The organism is Clostridium sp. chh4-2 (genome assembly GCF_002899675.1).
GTDB lineage: Bacteria > Bacillota > Clostridia > Lachnospirales > Lachnospiraceae > CHH4-2.
Window position 1 is genome coordinate 87,963 of record NZ_PKUU01000005.1, and the last position, 16,532, is coordinate 104,494.

General features: G+C 46.7%; 13 protein-coding genes and 1 tRNA gene. 3 read left to right on the forward strand and 11 right to left on the reverse strand.

The window, feature by feature from the left end:
• Positions 1-185: 185 nt before the first annotated feature.
• The 6 genes from C0033_RS06780 to C0033_RS06805 all read right to left on the reverse strand — a co-directional run bounded on the left by C0033_RS06780 (position 186) and on the right by C0033_RS06805 (position 6,438).
• On the reverse strand, positions 186-1,805 hold the full coding sequence (locus tag C0033_RS06780; protein WP_103227123.1) for a M56 family metallopeptidase: 1,620 nt from the start codon (positions 1,803-1,805) through the stop codon (positions 186-188).
• A complete protein-coding gene (locus tag C0033_RS06785; RefSeq protein WP_103227124.1) occupies positions 1,798-2,184 on the reverse strand; it encodes a BlaI/MecI/CopY family transcriptional regulator in 387 nt (128 codons plus the stop codon). Before C0033_RS06785 ends, C0033_RS06780 begins: the two co-directional genes overlap by 8 nt.
• A 394-nt stretch (positions 2,185-2,578) precedes the next feature.
• Positions 2,579-3,262 carry a GntR family transcriptional regulator gene (locus C0033_RS06790; protein WP_103227125.1) on the reverse strand — a complete coding sequence of 228 codons (684 nt, stop codon included), beginning with the start codon at positions 3,260-3,262 and terminating at the stop codon, positions 2,579-2,581.
• A 136-nt stretch (positions 3,263-3,398) separates the two neighbouring features.
• A complete protein-coding gene (dapA, locus tag C0033_RS06795; protein WP_103227126.1) occupies positions 3,399-4,313 on the reverse strand; it encodes a 4-hydroxy-tetrahydrodipicolinate synthase in 915 nt (304 codons plus the stop codon).
• Between the two features lie 107 nt (positions 4,314-4,420).
• Positions 4,421-5,029 (reverse strand): cytidylate kinase-like family protein, encoded by a 609-nt coding sequence (locus tag C0033_RS06800; protein WP_103227127.1) that lies wholly within the window; start codon positions 5,027-5,029, stop codon positions 4,421-4,423.
• A gap of 14 nt (positions 5,030-5,043) precedes the next feature.
• On the reverse strand, positions 5,044-6,438 hold the full coding sequence (locus C0033_RS06805; RefSeq protein WP_103227128.1) for an MATE family efflux transporter: 1,395 nt from the start codon (positions 6,436-6,438) through the stop codon (positions 5,044-5,046).
• Between the two features lie 233 nt (positions 6,439-6,671).
• Here C0033_RS06805 and C0033_RS06810 point away from each other — a divergent pair, with 233 nt between their 5' ends.
• Both C0033_RS06810 and C0033_RS06815 read left to right on the forward strand, forming a co-directional pair.
• Entirely contained in the window at positions 6,672-7,232 is a 561-nt protein-coding gene (locus C0033_RS06810) for a TetR/AcrR family transcriptional regulator (RefSeq protein ID WP_103227129.1), read from the forward strand.
• A gap of 38 nt (positions 7,233-7,270) precedes the next feature.
• On the forward strand, positions 7,271-8,629 hold the full coding sequence (locus C0033_RS06815; protein ID WP_180994599.1) for an MATE family efflux transporter: 1,359 nt from the start codon (positions 7,271-7,273) through the stop codon (positions 8,627-8,629).
• On the opposite strand, the gene C0033_RS06820 is transcribed toward C0033_RS06815, so the two are convergent.
• Both C0033_RS06820 and C0033_RS06825 read right to left on the reverse strand, forming a co-directional pair.
• Positions 8,626-9,975 carry an MATE family efflux transporter gene (locus C0033_RS06820; RefSeq protein ID WP_103227279.1) on the reverse strand — a complete coding sequence of 450 codons (1,350 nt, stop codon included), beginning with the start codon at positions 9,973-9,975 and terminating at the stop codon, positions 8,626-8,628. The genes C0033_RS06815 and C0033_RS06820 overlap by 4 nt on opposite strands.
• Positions 9,976-9,988: 13 nt before the next feature.
• Positions 9,989-10,660 carry a YkgJ family cysteine cluster protein gene (locus C0033_RS06825; protein ID WP_103227131.1) on the reverse strand — a complete coding sequence of 224 codons (672 nt, stop codon included), beginning with the start codon at positions 10,658-10,660 and terminating at the stop codon, positions 9,989-9,991.
• A 215-nt stretch (positions 10,661-10,875) separates the two neighbouring features.
• Here C0033_RS06825 and C0033_RS06830 point away from each other — a divergent pair.
• Positions 10,876-10,949 (forward strand) — tRNA-Met (locus C0033_RS06830).
• Positions 10,950-11,058: 109 nt separating this feature from the next.
• Here the strand turns inward: C0033_RS06830 and C0033_RS06835 are convergent.
• The 3 genes from C0033_RS06835 to C0033_RS06845 are packed head-to-tail and all read right to left on the reverse strand — an operon-like array spanning position 11,059 to position 16,472.
• Positions 11,059-13,125: a M13 family metallopeptidase gene (locus C0033_RS06835; RefSeq protein WP_146043743.1), complete on the reverse strand. Its 2,067-nt coding sequence runs from the start codon at positions 13,123-13,125 to the stop codon at positions 11,059-11,061.
• A gap of 23 nt (positions 13,126-13,148) precedes the next feature.
• A complete protein-coding gene (locus C0033_RS06840; protein WP_103227133.1) occupies positions 13,149-15,353 on the reverse strand; it encodes an EAL domain-containing protein in 2,205 nt (734 codons plus the stop codon).
• Between the two features lie 12 nt (positions 15,354-15,365).
• Entirely contained in the window at positions 15,366-16,472 is a 1,107-nt protein-coding gene (locus tag C0033_RS06845; RefSeq protein WP_180994600.1) for a sensor domain-containing diguanylate cyclase, read from the reverse strand.
• Positions 16,473-16,532 lie beyond the last annotated feature (60 nt).

The window sequence follows — 16,532 nt, forward strand, 5'->3', positions numbered from 1 at the left end:
CTTTTAATTATTATAGAATATTTCACCGCTTGTAATATATTACATTATATGTGTAATATATCATTTTCATATTAGAATGTCAATAATTTCCATGGTAATTAGCTCATAGAAAAAGAGAAAAACCGGAGGGCCGCTTCCTCCGGTTTTTCTCTTCTTCCCCAGTTCCATAACAAGGGTATTTCTTCCTAATCTTTCTTTTCCATGCTCACCGCAATGCTGCTGTCCGGGAACACGCTGTCCAGGCTGTTGACAAAGGCTTTGAAGTTTTCCAAAGACTCTCCCGCCTGTTTTAACTCTTCTTCGGAAAAGTACTGGCTCATACTTTCCTCCCGGCTGATTTTAAACGCGCAGAACGTATAGCTGGAAGATTCTCCTCCCGTGCCTAAATTCACTTCCAGATATCCTGCATTGTCCACAAGGCAGAACAAAATGGCCGCCTGCTTATAAAATGGCTTTAAGCTGATCTCTCCCTGATCCGCATACTGATCCCAATCGCTGACCTCCAGATTGATCAAAACCCCGTATGGTTCTTCTGAGGTATTCAGCTCAAATCCTTTATAACTTAAATACGGGGAAATTCTCAGCATCATGTTTCCCACTGCGCTGTTATTTCCTATATAAGGAGTCTTCCATTTCCAGAGATTGTTAATGGTTTCATCCGACAATTGGGCTTCGGACAGGGAATCATTCTGCTCTTCCATCCATAGTACCGATGTGCTTTCTTCTGCCGGGGGCTCCGCCTTATTTCCCTGATCAGAGCCGCATGCAACAAGCGTTCCCAGAAGAATTACGGCTGCCGCCGCTAAAACTGCGGGCAGTTTTCCATTTCTCACCTTTTTTTCGTTCATAATATTGCAAAACCTCCGTTTTAACCTTTCTTTATCACCGGTAAAATGGGTGGATAACGCGGTTTGGGATACCCGGCTCTCAGAGATGCATTTAAGGATGGTTAAGCTGTACTCTCTGCGGACTTCCGGCGGGCAGTTGTTCACAACTTCCGCATCGCAGGAAAGTTCCATATCCTTTTCAGCCGCCATTGCCATCCAATGCACGAACGGGTTGAAAAAATGGATGGAACGCGCGGTCAGAAGCAGGCCCTTATAGATGATATCATGTCTTTTATAATGGGTTAATTCGTGCTTAAAGATATAGTAAAAATCATCCGCATTTAAATTTAAAGAGGACAGGTAAATGGCCGGGCGGGCAAAACCGGCGCACATAGGAGCTGAAAGCACGGAGCAATAATTGAGGGCAGGCGCATTTTTAATATCTAATTCCCGGCAGACGTTCTGATAGCACAAAAGAATATCCCGGTCTGAAACCGGCTCTTCCCACCGCCTGAGTCTGCGCCTCAGGATCATATAGCCCGTCAGATTCCATCCCGCATATAAAACTACTCCAACCGCCCATAACAGGGACAGTATGCCGCTGATCTGATTCCGCCATATCCGCATTCCGGCCTCTACAAGAGCAGCGTTCCCGGCTGCGCTTTGTCCGGAAGATACGGGCTGTTTATCCGCCTTTTGGGGATTTAAGACTTCCAAATCCTTGTTGTCTTTCTTTAATTCCGCTGTCCGCACCGCAGCACCGACGGTTCCAACCAGACGGTCTACGGAAACGGGAGCCTGGGACAATGCAGCATTCCACGGGACGGCCAGCCGGACGATAATGACCAGCCATAAAAGGTATCTCCCCTTTGGGCCGTAAATCGAACCGATCAGCCGGGAAAAGAGCATAACCGCCAGAATCACCGCCGTACAGGCGGCGGATATCTCCAGCACATTCCAAAACATCGTTTTAATCATCCGTTCCTCCTGTATTCTTCTCAATAAACTGCGCCAGCTCTTCTAAATCCTCATCCGTAATATTCCTGCTCTCATATAAAGAAGCCACCAGTTTTGTGATGGAGCTGTGATTCATCCGTTCCAGAAAGCTTTTATTCTCGAATGCGATATAATCCGCTTCCTCTACCAGGCTTTCATAACATTTATTCTTTCCATCTTTAAAGGTTTTTAAAAAATTCCGGTCTATCAGCCGGTTGAGCAGTGTTTGAAGAGCGGATACATTCCACGGCCGCATTTCATCTAAAACAGCTTTAATCTGCGAGGTGGATATGGGACTTCCTTCTTTCCAGATCACTTTCATAATTTCCAGTTCCGTATCCGGTAATTTTACTAGTTTCATAATATAAAATCATCTCCTACAATTGTATGATATAGATATCATACAATTGTAGGAGATGATTGTCAAGCATGATTTTAATTTTTAAAAATTACTGTTGTTACAATTCACGGCCCCGGTGACCTCTGCGGTCCGGTCCGGCTGAGGCAGTGTATACGGCCTTTCCCGTGACTTTGCAGGGCATTAGCAATTCTTAACGCGCAGAATTTTTCGTTCAAGGGAAATGTCCACCTGTTTGAGCGTTAGCGAGTTTGGGCATTTCCCTTGGTCTTTAGAAAAATTTTGCACGTTTAGAAGTGCTTATGTCCGAAACCGGAACTGGAAAGGCCGTATACACTGCCGCAGCCGGACCGGACCGCAGAGGTCCCCGGGGCCGTGAATCGTAACCTTCTGTTTTTCAGTTTTCATTAAAATACTGGGGATACTTCTGTCTCATCAGTTCCCGGTTCTCAATATAGCGCCTCATATGCTTTCTTGCCATCTCGTATGCTTTCTCTTCGTCTTTCTGCTCGATGGCGTCCACCATCTGCTCATGGTCAGATAAGATCACACTGGTAGGCCTGCACCGGAAGCTCAATATAATCGTCCGGTCAAACTGAGGGGAAATGGATTCCACCAGTTCATTCCAATAATTTTTATGGCACATGGAATACAGCATGGAGTGAAATTCCTTATCCAGCTGAAGAATCTTCTTTTCATTATTCTTTTCCATATAATAACGCCAAACGGCGATATTTTCCCTCAGGCGGTCAATCTGGGATTCTCCTAACAGGCTGCAGGCCGTTTTTGCCAGTTCGGATTCCAGCACGCAGCGAAGGCTTCTCACCTCTTCCACCAGCTCAGGATCGATGTAAGACACATAAGTTCCACGTTTGGGATAGATATCAATCAGATGTTTCTGGCTCAGTTCCAATACCGCCTCCCGGATCGGCGTCCGGCTGACTTTAAACTGGCTGCAGAGCTCATTTTCCATGATCTTCTCTCCCGGCTCCAGATTGATATTCACGATATTATGGATCAAAACCCTGGTCACATATGTTTTTGTTGATTCTCCCGCCTGTCCTTCCAGCAACTCAATCACGGCATTTTCCCTCGCTTCTGTTTTATAAGGCTTATTTTATTATAAGGAAGCCGTCTTTGCAACCGCTGATGCAAAAAACCGTGATTCAACCGTAACCGTACCGCCTTCCAATACCTGCGCCGGAGCCGGCAGTTTGCTAAGATTCAGCCTCAAACGGCAGGGCGGGAACCGCCATATGTTTCTCCATAATTTTCCGAAGTCTTTCCTTCTCATTTCCGGAAAGGGGCACCAGGGGAAGCCTGCACGTATCACGGCACATGCCCATCATGCTCAAAGCCGCCTTCACCGGAATAGGGTTCACATCGCAGAACATTGCCTCCATCAGATCCAAAAGCCCCAGCTGAAGCTTTCTGCTTTTTTCCGTCTCTCCCTCCAGATAACTGCTGCAAAGATCATGCATTTCCTTAGGCATCAGGTTGCCCAGCACGGAAATCACGCCCACGCCTCCCAAGGCCAGAATAGGCAGCGTCTGGTCATCATTTCCGGAATAGAGGTCAAGGCGGCCTTCGCATAATCTCATGGTTTCCGCCGTCTGGGAAAAATTGCCGGAAGCTTCCTTGATTCCGCAGATATTGGGATGGGCGGACAGTTCCAGATAGGTTTCCGGCTTAATATTCATTCCGGTACGGCCGGGTATATTATAGATGATCATAGGAATATCCACGCTGTCCCCTATGGCTGTAAAATGTTCGATCAGACCCTTTTGAGATGTTTTGTTATAATAGGGCGTTACCTGCAAAAGACCGTCCGCTCCCAGGGCTTCCGCTTCTTTCGATAAAAATACGGAATGGGCCGTGTTGTTGCTCCCGGTTCCTACGATCACCGGCACTCTGTGGTCCACATATCTTATTACGTATTCCGCCAAAGCCAGGATCTCCCAATCCTCCAGCGTGGCGCTCTCTCCTGTCGTCCCTGAAACGATGATGGCATCCGCACAGCCGTTTAACTGAAATTCCAGCAGTTTTCCAAGAGAACGGAAATCAATATTCCCTTTTTCATCCATAGGCGTTACAATCGCTGTTCCTGAACCTTTGAAAATTGTATGTTTCATACTTCGCTCCGTTCTAAACGTTTGCGCCGGGAAAGGCAGTCCGTTCCGGACGGCCCTTCTGCCCCTCCCAGCATCCGGATAAATAATATATACTAATAAAATATGCCTTACCGTTCCATTCCGTACACATCCAAAATCAGTTCCACGCATTTTTCCAACCCTATCACACCGCTGTTTAAAGACATATGATAATTCTGGGACATTCCCCACTCCCGGTTTGTGTAATGCTGATAGGAAACTTTTCTTTTCTTATCCTTCTCCTCCAGCCGTTTTTCAGGTGTTTTTTCTGTTTCTCCATATAACCTGACGATCCGCTCCGCCCTCATTGCCATGTCGGAATGGATGAATACGTTCAAACAGTCTGTTCTCTCCTTCAAGATAAAGTCAGCGCAGCGGCCGACGATTACACAGGGTTCTTTTTCAGCCAGTTCCATGATGATTTTTCGCTGCATAACCCATAAGAAGTCATCTACAGACATGCCGTTGACCGCTCCCTGGCCTCCCCAGGAATTAAAGGCGGCGGCAATTTTACTTTTAGCAGACGCATATTCGCCCTGCTGCTCGATGTATTCCTCGTTTAATCCGGTTTCCAGAGCCACTTTTTTAACCAGTTCCTTATCATAATAGGAAATCTTTAATTGTGCGGCCAGCATCTTTCCAATAGTTCTGCCTCCGCTGCCAAACTCCCGGCTGACCGTAATAATCCGTTTGCTCATAACGCACCTCTTTTCTATTTTTTTACATCAGGCGTGAAGGCATTTTGAAAAATGCCTTCACGTTTTACTTTAAAACTCATGCAGAACAGGGCAGCCGCCAGGCCGCAGGCCTCCGCCGCCGGAAATGCTACCCACACAAACCGTTCTGCCCCAGGCAGCCCGGACAGAACATATGCCAGCGGCAGAACAACCACAATCTGCCTGGTGAGGGAGACATAAAGGGAGAGAACCCCTTTTCCCAATGCCTGAAAAATCCCCTGAAATGCTACGTTTGCCCCGACAAACAGATAGCCGGCAGTAATAATCCGGATGGCCCGGATGCTCAGGTCCTTCACCTGGTCCGATACCTGAAAAATTCCGATGATCCGTCCCGCGAATAGCTGCAGTCCAAGCGCCCCCGCCGCCATGATAATCACCGTATACAAGATTCCGCACCGGATGCCGCTGTTAATCCGTTTCTTATCCATCTTTCCGTAATTAAACGCCACAATTGGAATGATGGCATTATTCAGCCCAAATGCCGCAAAGAAGATAAACTGCTGAATCTTATAGTATATTCCATACGCCGTCACCGCCGAACTGGAAATACCTCCGAAAATAACATTTACGCAATAAGTCATTACAGACATCAGCGCCTGCATCACAATCGCCGGAATTCCCACCTGGTAAATGTTCTTAATCATTTGGAAATCGGGTTTCAGATAACGGAATCCCGTATCCACATCTTTATTCAATCCGTGGTGAAAAATCATCCCCAATATGAGCGAAACGATCTGACCGGCCACCGTGGCATAAGCAGCGCCTGCAATACCTAATTTCGGTATGCCAAAATATCCGAAGATCAAAATCGGGTCCAGGACAATATTGACCACTGCCCCTGTGATCTGTGCAATCGTGGATAAAACGGTCCTGCCCGTGGACTGCAAAAGCTTTTCATAAATCATAAAGAGAATGGAACCAAATGATATGGTGGTACAGATCTTTAAGTAGGAACAGGCCATTTCCATAACCACCGGATCGGAAGTCTGGGTTTTGATGTAGGCGTCAACTCCCGTCATACCAAAGATAAAAAACACGAAATACGTACAGATACTGATCAGTATCGCATTTCCTGCCGTCCGGCTGGCTGTTTCCCGTTCGCCCATGCCCAGATATTTGGATAAAAGGGCGTTGACTCCCACTCCTGTACCCACGCCAATGGCCACCATCAGCATTTGAATAGGAAATGCCAGCGTCAGAGCATTGAGGGCCAAATCTCCCAAGCCCTCCATAGCACTGACAAAATAACTGTCCACGATATTGTAAAATGCCTGCAGCATCATGGATAAAATCATGGGGATTCCCATTGCAATCATCAGCCTGCCAACAGGTTCTACCCCCATTTTATTCATCGAAACTTCTTGTTCCATTGGAAAAACCTCCATTTCCGTACATTTTAATGCAAAAAAATAGCAGAGATGCGAAAGTCATACCCGGACTTACGCATTTCTGCTACTCAGCTTTTTTAGTATACTTTAAAATAAATTAAATTGTCAAGAAATATTATTTAAATCTTGACTAACTAACAGTATTAGTTTATAATTTCCATTATGCTAATGGCGTTAGTTTTATTTTACATAAACGTCTGCAAAGGAGGTAACTTATGGCTAGAAAAGGATTAACAGAAGAGATTGTCATCGACGCGGCCGCCAGATTGATCTCCGAAAAAGGATATGATAATTTTTCCCTTCACGGCCTGGCCGCTGAATTGGGAATCAAGACCGCTTCCCTGTACAATCATATTGCCAGCTCTCAAAAACTGGTGGCCAAAGTGGGGGAACGGGTTCTTCTTCAGCTGAAACAAACCGTATGGAATGACACGGCCGGGAAAAGCGGTACGGATGCCATCGAGGCTTTAGCAAACGGCTACCGCAGATTTGCTAAAGAAAATCCGGAATTATACCAATTAATTCTGCTCATTCCGGAACTTGGAGATGATGAATTTACCACTACCGGGAGGACGCTTATGGCGGATCTCTATGAGCTGCTGTCCCCATTTTGCCTGACACGGGAAGAACAGGTACATATCGGCCGGATGATCCGCAGCTCCATGCATGGATTCATCTCTTTAGAACAGGCCGGTTTTTTTACCACGCCCTATGACGCGGATTCCAGCTACCGCTACATGATAGATTCATTTATCCGTATGCTCAGTGAAAAATAATAAAAAATGCCGCTTTTGCGGCGGAATGTGAGGTAATGATGAATACAGATTTACAGAAAGAAAAATTCCGGCACATGACTCAGGACCCGGTTGAGAAGCTGGTGTGCAGCATGGCGGTTCCTTCTATTATCAGCATGCTGGTAAGCGCATTTTATAATATGGCGGATACATTTTTTGTTGGAAAAGTCAGCACGCAGGCCACGGCCGCTATCGGAGTCGTCTTTCCCTATATGGCGCTGATTCAGGCCGTCTCCTATTTTTTCGGCCACGGTTCGGGCAATTACATCTCCCGCGCTTTGGGACGCCAGGAGACAAAGGATGCGGAAAAAATGGCGGCCAACGGGTTCTTTTCCACATTAATCTTCGGCCTGCTGCTCTTAGTCCCCTGTTTTTTGCTGAGGAATCCGCTTCTTAAAGGCCTAGGCGCCACTCCCACCATCTTGCCGGACGCCAGAAATTATTTTAAATACATACTGGCCGCCACACCGTTTATGATGTGCTCTTTGGTCATGAATAACCAGATGCGTCTTCAGGGAAATGCCAGAAAAGGAATGATCGGCATCTCCACAGGAGCCATCTTAAATATCGTGCTGGACCCGATTCTGATCTTCGGCCTGAACATGGGCGTCAGCGGAGCAGCATTGGCTACGGCTGTTTCCCAATTTATCAGCTTTCTTATCTTAATCCATATGAGCGGACAGGGAGACGGCGTCAAGATCAGGTGGAAAGCATTTTCTCCGTCAGTTAAAGCTTATAAAGAGATTATCGCCGGAGGCCTGCCCTCCCTCTGCCGTCAGGGCCTTGCCAGCATCGCCACCATCTGCCTGAACCAGACGGCCGGTTTTTATGGAGATTCGGCCATCGCCGCATTTTCAGTAATCAACCGAATCAGCATTATCGCCTCTTCCGCTCTTTTAGGTTTTGGACAGGGATTTCAGCCTGTCTGCGGGTTCAACTACGGCGCCCGGCTGTACGACCGGGTGAAAAAGGCATTTTGGTTCTGCATCCGGATCTCCACCGCAGCCATGACGGCTCTTGGAGTTTTTGGATTTATTTTTGCGGAACCCATCGTCCGCCTGTTCCGGGCAGACGATCCGGAATTGATTCTGATCGGGGCGAGAACCCTTCGCTTTCAGAGCCTTGTGTTTCCGCTTTTAGGATGGGTAATCATTGTCAACATGTTTCTTCAGACCACCAGAAAAACGGCAAGGGCTTCCATTCTTGCCATGTCCAGACAGGGAATTATATTCATACCGGTTCTTTTCACAGCCATGCATTTTCTGGCCCTGACAGGCATTCAGGCAACACAGCCGATATCCGATATTCTGACATTCTGCATTGCCGTTCCATTCGGCCTGTCGGCCCTTCATGAAATGAATGAGGAAAAGAAGAACTAACCGGCAGCAGAACGCTTTCTCTGTTTTTCCATCCTGTTAAAATACCAAACGCACAGAATGATCTGCAAAAAAGTAGAGGACGGAGTCGCCAGACCGATGCGAAACAGGGATACCGGCATGATCCGGCTCATCAGATAAGATACCGGAATCCTGACGCCGAATGCGCCGGCGATTCCCTGGATCATCACGAATCCCGTCTTTCCGCAGCCGTTGAAATATCCGGTAAAACAGAACATAAAGGACACTAACAAACAGTCGATGGCATATGCTTTCAGATAATCCGCGGCGGCGGCCACCACTTCGGTTTCCCGGTTAAAGACGCCCGCCAGGATGTCTCCGTGGAAGAAGGAAAACCATGCCAGAAAGACTCCCACACCCAGAGAAGTCAGTATCCCATAAGCCAGAGCCCGTTTCGCCCGCTCCGGCTTTTTTGCGCCTATATTTTGAGCCACAAATGCGGAGATCGACTGCATATAAGCCGACGGCACCAGCAGGATGAATCCGCAGATCTTCTCCGCAACTCCCACTCCTGCCGACGCCACCACGCCCAATTCATTAACAATCGCAGTAATCGTTAAAAATGAAATGGATACCAGCATATCCTGAAATGCGATGGGAAATCCCAGCTCCACCACTTTTCTTATGATTTTCTTCTCAAAACGGATACAGGACGCTGAAAATTCAAAGGGAAGCCCCTGCTTCTTTATAACAATCAGGGACAGCAGCACGCTGACCGCCTGAGCCGCTACCGTCGCTATGGCGGCTCCGGCGGCGGCCATATGGAATACGCCCACAAGCAGCAGATCTCCCGCAATGTTCATAACGCAGGCGATTGCCACCGTCATAAGAGGCATCTTGGAATTCCCCATTCCACGGAATATGCTGCCCAGCACATTATAGGATACGATGAATACGGAACCTAAAGCACAGATTCTGATGTACAAAACAGTGCTTTTAAACGCCGCTTCCGGAGCTCTCATAACCTGGGCGATGGACACCGCAAATATCTGCATCACAACCATAATTGCCACGCCGATCACGGCAAACAGGCAGATGCTGGCTCCTACCACATTTCCGGCTTCCCCCATCTTCTTCTCTCCGATCTTCTGTCCAAGCAGGATGGTGGTTCCCATAGCCAATCCGACAATTGCCCCGGTGATGGTCTGCATGATCCAGCTTCCCGTAGATACGGCGGAAATCTCCGACGCAGTGCTGAACTGGCCTACAATCAGCATATCCACCGCTCCGTACATGGTCTGCAAAAAGATTGCGAACAGCACCGGAAGAGCAAACCTGATCAGTTCCGATAAAATATTGCCTTCTGTAAAATTCTGTGTTTTTTTCATTGGTTTTCTTATCTTACTCTCCATCAAAAATCTGCCTTTTCGCCTCGGCCAGCCTGGACGAAAACTGCCGGTAAAAATCCTCTTCCGTTTTATATGGAAGCATAAAAAATGTTTTCAGGACATAAAGATTGATCCGCTTTATCTCTTCCTGTCCCAAGCCTTGTTTTACAAGCTCCTGAAGATCATTCAGGAAATAATGCCAGTCTGTGATAAACTGCTCATTCCGTTTCACATCCGGGGTATCAATCCATTTGCGCACCTTCACTTTTGTCCTGTTGTCTTTTTTACATTCGTGAATCTGTAAAAAATATTGGAATCCCTGGTTTTCATAATATCTTCCCAGCGGAAAGATACGGCAGATTCCCGGCCGGAAGGAATGTATCGTACATCGCCCGTTATCATCCAAAAACGAACACTGTTCTGCCTCCCCGCTCATCCTGAGATTGGGCAGAATCATTCCGTCCACAATATTTAATTCAATCTTATCCCCCAACAGCTCTTCAAACGTCCGGTTAAGGTTCACAGAAAGCCTGCAAATGTCCAACGGGTCTAAAAGAATGGAATTTCCCATTCCCCGGCAGCACGCAGAACATCCCCGGCAGTCGCCGCAGTCCGCCTTTACCATGTCATTTAAACCGTACAGTTTTCCATCTGATATTTCCTGAAGATCCACTTCTCTTTTCATCCGTATCTTCCTGCTCCTGTCATCATTTATTCTTCCAAACGGTTGGAAGTCACAATGCGTCTATTTTAGCATAAATGTGGGAAGGTGTAAACGAAGTAACCGTTCAGCTTTCCGATAAGCACTTTTAAACTTATAATTTTCAAACTTATAATTTTTTCATAAAACTTATTGACATTTTTCCAAATATATGCAATAATACTTAACGGTTCATTTGTGGCGGAATAGCTCAGCTGGCTAGAGCACACGGTTCATACCCGTGGTGTCGTTGGTTCAAGTCCAATTTCCGCTACTGCAAAAAAGTCCTGCAGGAATTTAACTGCAGGGCTTTTTTCGTATTACAAAAACAAGAAGAAGCCGGGAAATTCCCGGCTTCAGCCATTCCGTTCTCGCGCTCACAATTACCAGACCTTAACTCTCTTATCAGGAGCCAGGTACATTCCGTCGCCCTCTTTGATCTCCGGATACGCAGTATAAAAGGCATCGATACATCTGACCACCGCATTCACTCTGACTTTAGCCGGAGAATGGACATCCGTATTCAGACGCTGAATCATGCTCTCATCTGTGAACTTTGATGCCCACACGATCGCAAACTGTTCGAACATCTGCTTTAACCGCTCCTGATCATCGCCGACTATGGCAGATACGCAGGATACGGCGCCAAGGTCTGCGATATTCTCTCCCAACGTCTGCGCTCCGTTCACATGGCGGCCCTCAAATCCTTCCTGTTCATCATAATAATCCACTACTTTTTGGGTCAGCTGATTGAATTTCTCTTTATCCTCTTCTGTCCACCATTCCTTATAGTTTCCGTATTCATCATATAAAGCTCCCGAATCGTCAAATGCATGACTGATCTCATGTGCAATCACTACACCGATTCCGCCCATATTCCGGGCTTCACCGGCTGTGGAATCATAAAACGGGGCTTGAAGAATCGCAGCCGGAAATACGATCTCATTAGCGGACGGGTTATAATAAGCATTGACCGTCTGAGGCGTCATTATCCAGAGTGAACGGTCTACCGGCTGGTCAAATCGTTTTAAGGAAACCATTTTATCGCATTTGAGCAGTTCCATGATGTTATCGATCAGACAGCCGCCTTCCTCCGGCGGCGTAATGTCTGCATCGGCATAATAATCCGGCCATTGATCCGGATAGCCGACTTTCACATCCATCATCTCTAATTTCCGCTTGGCAGATGCCTTCGTTTCCTCTCCCATCCAATCCAGATCATCAATTTTCTGCTCATATACAGTGATCATTTTACGGACCATCGCTTCCACATTCTGCTTATCCGCTTCCGAGAAACACTGCTGCACATACAGTTTTCCAAATTCAAAACCGAGCATTCCCTGAACCATCTCGCCGGCTAACTTTTCGTCATCTTTTTTCTCATGAATCCCATTCTGCGCATTTATCCAGTCCATTTGAATATCCCGGATTTCAGGAGTCAGGTATGGGGCTAAATCGTTGTAAAGACAGAACAAGGAATAATTCTTTAAAAGTTCCAGATTCTCCTCAGTCAGCATCTCGTTCACCTTGCCCATCAGCTCCGGCTGCATTACAATATACGGCTCTTTATTGTCCGCTTTCATGGATTTCAGCCACGATTTCACATCGACGTTGGAGAGAAGGGAGGATAATTCCTCTTCTGTATATAAGTTATAAACATAATTTGGATTAAACTGGTTTTCCAACGATAAAGACGCAGCTGCTAATTGTTTCTGCAAATCAAAGATTTCTTCGGCTGCCTTAACGGCCTCCTGCTCCTCCATCCCGCTGCATTTCATAACCGCCCCAATATATTCCCGGTACTGTTCATGCAGTTCGGATAAGCTTTCATCTTCTAAAGTCTCCTTGCCAGGCCCCATATCAGGGGTATAGATATAATAAATATATCGTGTCGAATCGCCCATATCTACGTCCGGCATGGCCGACAGCAAGCTGAAAAAGGACAGTTCTCCGCTCATCTTCCCGATTGCCGCTATATATTCTTCAATGGTGGATGCATTTTTTATCTCATCCGCATACACGGAAAACCCTCCGATTCCTGCCTCAGTCCTTCCTTCCATATCCATGGCCGTTAAGTACATATCGGCTATCTTCTGTTCCGTACTGCCTTTCGGAAATTCACTGCGTTTTTCCACCGTATCCAGTAAAATGGTATTCAAAGTTTCGTATGCTTCCAGATTCAGCTGGTAAAAATAACTCCACTGGTAAGAATCTGCCGGAATATCGATATCATCTAAAAATGTACCGTTCACGTATTCATAATAGTCGTCTTCCAGACGGCACTGCCGGTCTTCCTCCGCCAATTCCTCCGGCCCTTCATCCGCAGTGGATTCCGTCTCCTGCACTGTGGTTTCCACAACAGGCGGCGTTTCCTTTTTTGAAGCGCATCCCGGCATTACGCCTAATATCACTGCCAGAATTGCGGCAGCCACCCGATTTCTTTTCTTCATACCCGTCAGAACCTCCCATTCGTTCACAATTTATTTTCTCTTTCTTTTCTGACCCGCTCTAAGTCCTCTTCCAGCCTCTTTTCCTTCGTCACATTCTCAACCAGGCCTACGGCTTTCAGCGATTTTCCGTTTTCATCCTTAATTGCAGTCAGTGTGATCCTATTCCAGACAACCTCTCCATCCCCCATTCTTGCCCGAATGGTACAGTTTGATGTATCCGCTCCCTGATAAATCTTATCATACATCTCACGGAACATATCCTCGTATCCCGGACACACGGACCCCTGTTCTATAAATCCTTCCGGCGCATTGGCGATACAGGCATCCAGACCAAACGCTTCTCTGCTGTGCTGGGCATATCTTGCGGTGCGCGAAGGAATATCCAGCTCAAATAAGGTATTGCTGGTGGAATCCATTGCCACGCGGAAACGTTGTTCCGACATCTTCAATTCCTCAATCATCTCCATCCGGCCGGTCACATCGGATATTGCGGCATAATAAATGCCCCGCCCGTTGATTGTGGACAGATAAAACAGCCGTACTTGAAGCCAGATTACCGTTTCATCTCTAAGGCTTCGCCGGATATGCAGTTCCACGCCGCGGTCTCCCGTCTCCTTCGCCTGTTCAAGAGCTTCGATCAGACGGCGCCTGTCTTCTTCTACCGTACAGGAGATCACATCCGTCAGCTCTTCTTCTTTTGGAATATTGCCGCGGTAAATTACCCTGTAATACTCCTCGTTGCACTCGATCATATGCATGGTTTCCCCGTCGTATTGATAAAGTGCAATTCCGCCCAAAATATTATTAAGCAGACGGTCCGTGATCACATCCGCATGAAATAAATCTTTAAAATTGATAATCCCCGTCTTTTGAGGCTCCACAACCAGGGCGGAACTGTAGTCCACCTTATCATCATCCATAAGAAGCGCTTCAAACTGCAGGATAGGCATCGGCTTATAATAGTAAAAGCCCTGGGCAAACTCACAGCCGATATTCAAAAGGAAATCCACCTGGCTCTTCGTTTCCACTCCCTCGGCGATCACCCTGAGATTCAGCCATTTTGCCATATGTACCACGGATTCCAGAATATCTCTGCTCTTTTGGTTCTCCTTATCCAGAAAATGCATATCCAGTTTCAAGATGTCGATGCTGATATCCTTTAACATATTCAGAGAGGAATATCCGCTTCCAAAATCATCCATTAATACGGTAAAACCGGAACGCATCAGCTGTTCAATTGTGGTGATCAGGCGTTCCGGGCGGTTGGTATATGCGCTCTCCGTCACTTCCACTTCAAACAGCGCAGGATCAATCTCATACCGCTTAATGATCTCATTAATGGTTTCAAAAACATCCATTCCCATTATATCGATTCGCGAAACGTTGACAGACACCGGTATGACCTGTCTTCCCTTGTCAATCCAGCCTCTGAGCCATTTCATAACTTCTTCCCATATAAAACTGTCCAGTTTTTTTATAAAACCGTTCTTCTCAAACACAGGAATGAAAGCGCCGGGCGAAATCAGGCCTCTTTGCGGATGAATCCACCGGATCAGAGCCTCAGCTCCTATGATCTTTCCTGTCCTCATGCTGCATTTAGGCTGCATGTACACCTGAAATTCCCCATTCTGAAGCGCCATATCCGCGCGGTTTAATATCTCGTGCTCCTCCAAAAGTTCATGGCGGATGCTGGAATCATAAACAGCCAGATGCTTCATATAATTGCCCTTTACCGTGTTCAGCGCCAATATGGCCCGGTCACACATCAGTTCAACCGGAAGATCGTCTTCTGCCGCAGGATAAATGCCTATCGCCGGAACGATTTTAATATCCGACGGGTATTCATTAAAAATATCCAGTATCTTTTCCTCAATCGTTTCATACGTGATGTTCCCGGAAATACACATCGCATAAATGTCGGCAGAAAGGCGGCCCAGAATCAACGTATACTTTGAAAACGCCGCTTTCATCCTGGCAGCCAGATATCGCAGAAGATAATCCCCTTCATCACTTCCATAAAGATCATTGACAAGCTTAAAACGCTCGATATCCACACATGCGATATTAAAGGACTCATTTTTACTGCATTTCAGTTTCTTTTTCGTCTTTTTATAAAATGTATCCTTGTTGTAAAGCCCGGTCAAACGGTCATATTCCTCATAAAATTTCAGTTGTTTCCGAAGTTTTTGGTTTTCTTCTTCCAACTCTTCATAATTAAGATTTCCCATATCTGTCTACCTTTATTTTTCTTGTCTGTAAAATTCAAACCGGTTCCGCCCATTGCGCTTTGCTTCATAGAGGGCTTCATCCGCGTGTTCAAACAACAGCCTGTAATCATTTCCGTCTTCCGGATAAAATGCAGCGCCGATGGAACAGGTAACCTGATAGTTAAAACTGCTTTTTTCCGAAAGTATCTGCATTACCTGTATGATCCGCCCGCAGCGTTCTTCCACAATCGACTCTTTATTGTCTCCAAGTCCGCACATAAGAACCGCAAATTCATCTCCCCCGATTCTTCCCACAACATCCTGATCCCGAAATGAATCCCGTATCTCCCTGGCCGTATCCTTTAACACTTCGTCTCCCGCCTGATGGCCTAATTTATCGTTAATATCCTTAAAACGGTCCACATCGATTATCAGAAGCGCACAAATTCCGCCCTGCGAAAGCATTTTCTTCATCATAAGTTCGGATGTATTTTTATTATAAAGGCCGGTCATCATATCCCGCTCCGCTTTTTCACGCAGTGCGTCCCTCTCCCGTCTCTGCTTATCCACATCCTGACGCCGTCCCACGATCTTTTCCGGTTTTCCGTCCTTATCGCCCAGCACAATCCCTTTGATCTGCGTCCAGTGATAATCCTCTTTGGGCCGCACGCGGAGGCGGATTTCAATCTCTTTTAATTCCCCTGTCTTTTGTTTTCCCCGAAAATATTCCACAAAGGGCTTCACATCATCCGGATGAACAATCTTGCGGTCTATGGTTCCGTTGACAAAACGGTCCCCGCTGGATACTATCTCCCAGTTGGTCGAATCGGTGATCGTATTATCCACCAGATTAAATTCAAAAAGGACGTCATCAAACAATTTAGCCACAAGACGGTACTTTTGCGCATCCAGCTCCAAATGTTTCCGCAAATCCGAGATTTCCCGTTCCGACGCCTCCCTGCTGCCTCGCACGTTCCTGGCGCAGGCCAGAATTGACGCTCCCACAGCCAAACAGATCACCGCAAATACCCCCGGCGGCCAGCTCTGCGCTGCAATGCAGTAAACACCCTCTGCAATCCCCACTCCTGCGGCCGCCGCTCCTGTCCCGGTTAATATAGATTCTATTGCATCCGACTTCATTTTACCATGCTCCCTTAATTTCCGTACAGATATCATTTGTCACATATTTAAAATCTTATC